The 7,068-nt window shown below is 73.9% G+C and carries 3 protein-coding genes; all 3 read right to left on the bottom strand.

Translation table 11 applies throughout. From position 1 onward, the window contains the following. Nucleotides 1-114: 114 nt before the first annotated feature. Genes VHW64_RS03530 through VHW64_RS03520 form a run of 3 tightly spaced genes read right to left on the bottom strand, consistent with a single transcriptional unit; the run spans nt 115 to nt 7,064 of the window. Nucleotides 115-1,809 (bottom strand): ABC-F family ATP-binding cassette domain-containing protein, encoded by a 1,695-nt coding sequence (locus VHW64_RS03530; protein WP_329649125.1) that lies wholly within the window; start codon nt 1,807-1,809, stop codon nt 115-117. A gap of 48 nt (nt 1,810-1,857) precedes the next feature. After that, nucleotides 1,858-4,950, bottom strand: coding sequence for an ABC transporter permease (locus VHW64_RS03525; protein ID WP_329649124.1), 3,093 nt, complete (start codon nt 4,948-4,950; stop codon nt 1,858-1,860). Continuing rightward, a complete protein-coding gene (locus VHW64_RS03520) occupies nt 4,947-7,064 on the bottom strand; it encodes a hypothetical protein (RefSeq protein ID WP_329649123.1) in 2,118 nt (705 codons plus the stop codon). Before VHW64_RS03520 ends, VHW64_RS03525 begins: the two co-directional genes overlap by 4 nt. Between the last annotated feature and the right edge of the window lie 4 nt (nt 7,065-7,068).

Below are 7,068 nucleotides of genomic sequence, written 5' to 3'. Positions count from 1 at the left end.
TGCGGGTTCTGACTGCCTGGCGCCCGTAGCTGCCGCGCAAGGACACGTGCGCGCGGTCGAAATCCGCATCTCAACGGGTCAGAACCCGCATCTCAACGGGTCGGGAGGCGCATCTCAACGGAGCCGGCGGACCCGGGTCTCGTCCCAGACCGGGCCGTCGGACTCGTAGACCTCGCCCTCGGCGCCGTAGACCAGGAACCTGTCGAAGCCGCGCGCGAACCACCGGTCGTGGGTGACCGCGACGACCGTTCCCGCGAACGCCTCGAGGCCCTCCTCCAGCGCCTCGGCCGACTGGACGTCGAGGTTGTCGGTCGGCTCGTCGAGCAGCAGCAGGGTCGCGCCGGACAGCTCGAGGAGCAGGATCTGGAACCGGGCCTGCTGGCCGCCGGACAGCGACTCGAACCTCTGCTCGGCCGCGTGCGCGAGCTCGTAGCGGTCGAGCACCCGGGCCGCCGCCTCGCGGCCCATGCCGGTGCGGCCGTCGGGACGTCCGTCGCCGCGGTGCAGGATCTCCACCAGGGTGCGTCCGACCAGCTCGGGGTGCTCGTGGGTCTGCACGAACCAGCCGGGCCGGACGCGGGCGCCCAGCCTGGCCGTGCCGGTGTGGCGCACCGGGTCGACCGGAGTCTCGTCGACCGGGCGGTGCTCGACGTCGGGGTCGGACCCGCCGACGGCGAGCAGCCGCAGGAAGTGCGACTTGCCCGAGCCGTTGCTGCCCAGCACCGCGACCCGCTCGCCGTACCAGACCTCGAGGTCGAACGGCTTCATCAGGCCGGTCAGCTCGAGGTCCTCGCAGACCACGGCCCGCTTGCCCGTGCGGCCGCCGCGCAGCCGCATCGACACCTGCTGCTCGCGCGGCTGCTCGATCGGGGGGCCGGCCTCCTCGAACTTGCGCAGCCGGGTCTGCGCCGCGCGGTACTGCGAGGCCATGCCGTCGTTGTACTCCGCCTTGATCTTGAGCCGGAGGACGAGCGCCTTGATCTTGGCGTGCTCCTCGTCCCAGCGGCGGCGCATCTCCTCGAGCCGGGCGAAGCGGTCGCGACGTGCCGCGTGGTACGACGCGAAGCCGCCCGGGTGGGTCCAGACCAGGTTGCCCGCTGCGCCGAGCTCGACGGTGACGATGCGGGTGGCGGTGTTGTCGAGCAGCTCGCGGTCGTGGCTGATGAACAGGATCGTCTTCTCCGACTCGCGGATGCGCCGCTCCAGCCAGATCTTGCCGGGGACGTCGAGGAAGTTGTCCGGCTCGTCCAGCAGCAGCACCTCCTCGGGTCCGGCCAGGAGGTACTCCAGCACGAGGCGCTTCTGCTCGCCTCCCGAGAGGGTGCGCAGCGCGCGGTACTTCGCGCGGTCGTAGGGCACGCCGAGCCCGCGCACCGTGCAGACGTCCCAGACCACCTCGAGGTCGTAGCCGCCGGCGTCGGCGTACTCCGCGAGCACCTCGGCGTAGCGCATCTGGGTCTTCTCGTCGTCGCTGTCCATCAGGGCGAGCTCGCAGCGGTCGACGTCGTGCGAGGCCCGCCGGACGCGCTCGGGGGAGACCGAGAGCAGCAGGTCGGCGACCGTGGGGTCCTCGCCCAGTCCCGGTCCCACCATCTGCCGCATCACGCCGAGCCCCCCGGTGCGCGTGACCACACCGCCGTGGGGGACGAGGTCACCGGTGATGATCCGGAGCAGCGTGGTCTTGCCGGCGCCGTTCGCGCCGACCAGGGCCACCTTGGCGCCGTCACCGACCCGGAACGACACGTCGTCGAGCAGCACCCGGCCGTCTGGCAGCTCGAAGTGCACACCGGCGACGTCCACGTGACCCACGGTGAGCCATTGTCCGCGAGGCGGATACGACGCGCACCCCGGTTTCGGTCAGCGGGCGCTCTCGCGCAGGGACGACGTCCGGGCGGAGCGCACGGTGAGGAAGGCGAAGCAGGCCGCCGCGACGAGCAGCACCACCAGCACGATGGCGCTCAGGGTGACCGCGGAGCCGAGGTCGAAGGAGGGGACGACGCGCGGCACCAGCGAGGTGTCGACGAAGCCGAGGGTGACGGTGCGGACGACGACGTACTGCGCGACACCGCCCGCCGCGACTCCCGCGAGCGCGGCGGCGCCGAGGACGACGACGAACTCGGCGACGACCCCCACCATCACGGCCCGCCGCTTCACTCCGACGACCCGCAGCGACGCGGCGTCGCGGCGTCGGGCCGGCAGCTGCACCGCAAGGTTCGCGGCCAGCCCGGCCAGCGCCAGCAGGATCACCAGCGCCGTGACGACGGCGTACAGCCGCAGGGCGAGGGCGAACGCGTCCGCGTCGAGGACCCGCCGCGTCTGCGCCTGCGTCGTGGGGTTGGTCAGGCCGCGGGCCGCGAGCTGGCCGAGGATCCGCGGCGGGGTGTCGGCCCGCGCCCACACGAAGACCGAGGTCGTGCTGTTGACCTGCGAGGAGTAGCGGACGAAGGCGTTGAAGTCGAGCATGACGCCGGACGGCCCGCGCAACGGCATCGACTCCGCGGGCGCCCCGACGGCCTGCACGCGGAAGAAGCCGTTGACTCCTGTCGGCAGCTGGGCCTGCTTGGCGTGGAGCCGACCGAAGAGCACCGGGACGACGGCGGGGATGTCGGTCGGGGCGATCCCGGCGTACGACTCCAGCGAGCGGGCGGCCACGGTGACCGTCAGCCGGCCGCCGCTCAGGGCGACCTTGCGGACCGCCGTCCGGGTGCTGATCTGGGAGGGCTGCGGCTGCCAGCCGCGGTCGAGCATCCCGGGCACCGGCTTGCCGTCGACGGTGAGCGCCGCGATCGTGGCGGTGCCGGTCATCCTCTCCACCAGCGCGTCAGGCCCGCCGAAGCTGATCGACTCGACCGTGCAGCCGGTGGCGCAGAAGGGCACCTTCCTGACCTTGGTCGACGTCCCGCGGGCGAACGGCCCGATCTGCACCTGGCGCAGCAGTCCCGCGTCGTCGAGGACGTTCACGGTCGCGCCGAAGGTCGGGTAGCCCCCATGCACGGCGTTGTCGAGGGTGACCGACAGGGTCTTGCCACGCATCACGATCGGCGCCCGGCTCGGCCCGATCTGGCGCGCGATGTCGGCCGCGCTCCGCCCCGGCGTCCACTGCGCCGGCCACGACGCCACCCGGGCCAGCCGGCTGGAGTCCACGACGATCCGCGGCTCGGGGATCGAGGTGACCTCGTCGGCGTTCGGGATGTCGTCGCCGGCAGCCATCAGCCAGCGCCCCCGGGGGTCGAGCTCGTGGGTGAGACCGACGGCGCGCGACAGCGGCAGCTTGGTGGAGTACGACAGCGGGGCGCCGACCTCGGTGGCCGCCGTGCTCGCCCGCCACGTCGAGGCGGCCCAGGAGACGCCGACCGAGAACACCGCGACGGTCAGAGCCGCCGTCACCGGCAGGATCACCATCGTGCCTTCGCGCCGCCGGCGCACCGTGCGTGCCGCGACGTACGACGAGAGGGCCCGGCGCCGGGCCGACCAGCGCACCCAGACCGAGGAGACCGCGAGCACGAGCAGCCCGACCAGCAGCCCAGCCGCCACCGCGAGCAGGATCGGCAGCGCGAGGTCGGTGGCGTCGGGCTTCTGCGGGTGGTCGCGGCTGGCGGCGGTGACCAGCGCAGCTGCGGCGATCGCCACCAGCGCGAGGCGCAGCACCACGACGGCCTTGCCGGCCTTGGTCGGACGGCGCACTCCGGCGATCTGCGAGCTGAGCGGCTCGCTGACGGCGTCGCGCACCACCACGGCGGTGACGACGGCGGTCACCGCCACGACCGCGAGCGCGGCGCCGGCACTGGCCACGATGAACGGCACCGGCAGCCCGTGCACCAGCCAGCGATGCGCCAGCACCCGGCTCGCGACGTAGCCGAGGACGACGCCGACCGGCGTCGCCACGGCCAGGATCAGCAGCGGCTCGAGCAGGCCGAGGAACCACAGCTGGCGTCGGTCGTAGCCGCGCAGGGAGGCGAGTGCGAGCTCGCCGCGGCGCAGCGTCATCGACGCCGCGAGCAGGCGCGAGAGCAGCACCAGGGCGACGAGGATCAGCGAGAGGACCGCCGGCTCGACGGTGGAGCGGGTGACGCCGCGGCGGTCGAGGAGCTGGGCGGCCGTCGTGGTCAGGGTGTTGCCGATCTCGGTGCTGAGCCCTGTCGGCAGGCCGCCGTGGTCGGAGGCCTTGAGGATGCGGTCGGTGCGTGCGGCGACGACCGACAGGTCCTTGGCCGTCAGCGTCGGCGGAGTCGCCAGCAGCTGGTTGACCTGGACGTACCACTTCTCCTGCCGCTGCTCGATGGTCGGCTGGGGGGTGATCCACGGGGCCGGCCGGGCCGGGATCGTCTCACGCATGGTGCTGACACCCGGCGCCGACTGGAGGGTCTGGCTGCCGCCCCAGAACGTGTCGTCGGCAACCTTGCCCGTCGGCACGTAGGTCCCGGTCACCGTCAACGGCGTGCGGTCTCCGTAGGGGTTGAAGGTGTCGCCGACGTGGAGACCGTAGGTGTCGGCGTCGTGGCGCAGGAGCGCCACCTCGCCGGGGTTGGTGGGGCAGCGCCCGGTCAGGCGGACGTGGTCGCAGGCGCCGGGGACCGACACCAGCCGGGGTGTGGACGGCCCCTCCACGCCGGACAGGCCGACCTGCCCCAGCGGCTGCCAGACCAGGGCGTGTCCCGCGTCGTAGCCCGGGCCGGACTCCTCGGTGGTCTCCTTCAGCGCGCTGACGACGGCGGCGTCGACGTCCTCGTTGGCCTGGGGCCGGTAGTCGTAGGTGAGCCCGGTGGAGATCGGCGGCTCCGCGCGGAGCTGGGCCACCACGAACGAGTTGGCGGCGTTCTGCTGGTAGCTCGGCCCGAGGACCGCGGAGCCGATCGCGATCACGGTCAGCAGGAGCGAGCCGACGCTGAGCACCCACCGGGCTCTCAGGCCCCGCAGGCTGGTGCCGAGCAGCCACCGCAGTCTGGTCATCGGTCCGCCGCTCGCAGTGCCGAGGGTCGTGCCAGGCGGCCGAACCGGGTGAAGGTGACCGCGCACAGCCCCGCGGTGACCAGGGCGACACCGAGCACGACCAGGATCAGCGTCACCGGTCTGATGCCGAGCCGGACCGCGGGAGCGTCGGCCCAGCCGCCGACGAGCCCCATCGGCCTGAGCAGCGGCACGGTCGTCGCGACCGCGGCGATCGCGGCGGCGAGGAGGACGACGACGGCCAGGGTCGCCGACTCGACGAGGTAGGCACGGCGCACCGAGCCCGGCCGGATGCCGGCCGAGCGCAGGCCGGCGACCTCGGCCCGGCGCCGGTCGGCCTGGCCCAGGAGCCAGGCCACCAGGTGGGTCAGCGCCACCAGGGCGACACCGAGGGCGACCAGGAGCGCGAGCCGGTCGGCGCGAGCCTGCGGTGTCTGGTCGAGGCGGGTCGCGACGGCGCCGTACCTGGACGTCGGGCCGCCGCCGTCCTGCTTGAGCTGGGCGAGCACAGACGCGGGGGTGTCCGCTCGGGCGACGACGACCGCGCGTGCGCCGGCGACGGTTCCGACCGTGCCCTTGAGGACCTGCCCGAGGTCCAGCAGCGAGCCGGCCCGGCCCAGGAAGGGCACTCCTCGGACCTGGCCGACGACCTGGACGGCCCGAGAGGTGCCGTCCAGAGCGTCGATCTCGGTGGAGAGCCTCAGTCCCGGCGTGGTCAGCACCGGGATCTCCGACAGGCCCTGATCGACCTGCAGGACGGTCTGCGGGCGGCCCCCGTCGTACGTCGTGCTGCCGGTGAGCCGGACGCTGCCGGCCGAGACCGAGCCGATGCCGAAGCCGCTCCCGCCGAGGATGAGGCGCACCGGCGTGCAGCCCACCGCGCAGGCGGGAAGGTCGCCGCTCAGCGTGCCGGTGTGGTCGACGCGGACCTTCGCCGTCCGCAGGAACCCCTGGTCGCTGAGGTAGCGCAGGGTGACCACACCCAGCTGCCCCGCGACGGTGGTGACGTCGACCCGGAGAGACGTCGCGCGCATCAGTGGCGGACCGGGGCTGCGGCCGAGGGTCGCCATCTCGCCGGTCGCGCTGCCGGCGCTCGTCCCGGCGACGTAGCCCCCGACGACGGCGTCCCAGCGATGGGTGTCGACGAAGAGGCGACGGCGTGCGGGCTCCAGGTCGTTGACCGCGACGGCGGCCATCAGCCAGTGCCCCTGGGGGTCGGCGTCGTGCTCCGCGGCGTACGCCCGAAGGCCCCCGGCGGAGAACGGCACCACCAGCGGCCCGCCGGCCCGGAGCCGCGCGGCGTCGTTGCGCCACTCGGCGGCCGCCCGGCTGCCGGTCAGGGTCACCGCCAGCAGCACCGCGGCAGCGACCACGACACGCAGGACCGAGCCGGGATCCGGGTCGCGGCGCAGGCGCCGGCTGGTCAGGGCGGCGCCGAGTCGCTGCCCGACCCGCGGCGTCAGCAGGAGGAGCCACATCACGATCTGGCCCGCCGCGAGCGCCACCACGGCAGGGGCGATGGTCGGGACCCAGTCGCGCTCGCTGTGGTGGGCCTCGTAGACGGCCAGGCAGGCCCCCACGACCACCAGCAGCTCGAGGAAGGTGGTGAACCACGAGGAGCCGCGGCGCCGCGGGTTGACCGACAGCGCGTCGACCAGGGGCCGGCGGATGACCGCGGCCGACACCAGCATGACGGTCGCCCAGGCACCCAGCAGGATCGCGACCGCGACCACGACCTCGCGCGCTCCCAGGGCATAGGTCAGGGACCAGCCGTGCACGATCCGGCGCGCGAGCCAGGTGCCGGCCACGGACCCGACGGCGATGCCGACCAGGGTGACCGCGAGCAGCGGGCCCGCGGCGAACAGCACGAGCCGCAGGCCGTGCAGGCCGCGCAGTCGGGCCAGCGCGACGTCCTTGCTCCGCTCGACCACCGAGCGCGCGGCCTGCTCGGCCAGAGCGACGGCGCCGTACAACGCGAGCATCGCCGCGACGGCGCCGGGCGTGTGCCCCGCTCGGGAGGCACCGACCACCGCGACCGAACCGCCCGAGACGACCAGCGCCAGCGCCAACGTCGCGAGCGACGGCAGGAGCCGAGCCCGGACCGCGCGGAGCAGCACGCCG

The sequence above is a fragment of the Nocardioides sp. genome (genome assembly GCF_036267815.1).
Taxonomy (GTDB): domain Bacteria; phylum Actinomycetota; class Actinomycetes; order Propionibacteriales; family Nocardioidaceae; genus Nocardioides.
Note: the sequence above shows the minus strand (reverse complement) of the source record. Positions and strands in the feature narration are given on the sequence as shown.

Excerpts from the sequence above, each read along its gene's own strand:
- VHW64_RS03525 (WP_329649124.1), bottom strand. The coding sequence starts at position 4,950 with ATGACCAGACTGCGGTGGCTGCTCGGCACCAGCCTGCGGGGCCTGAGA.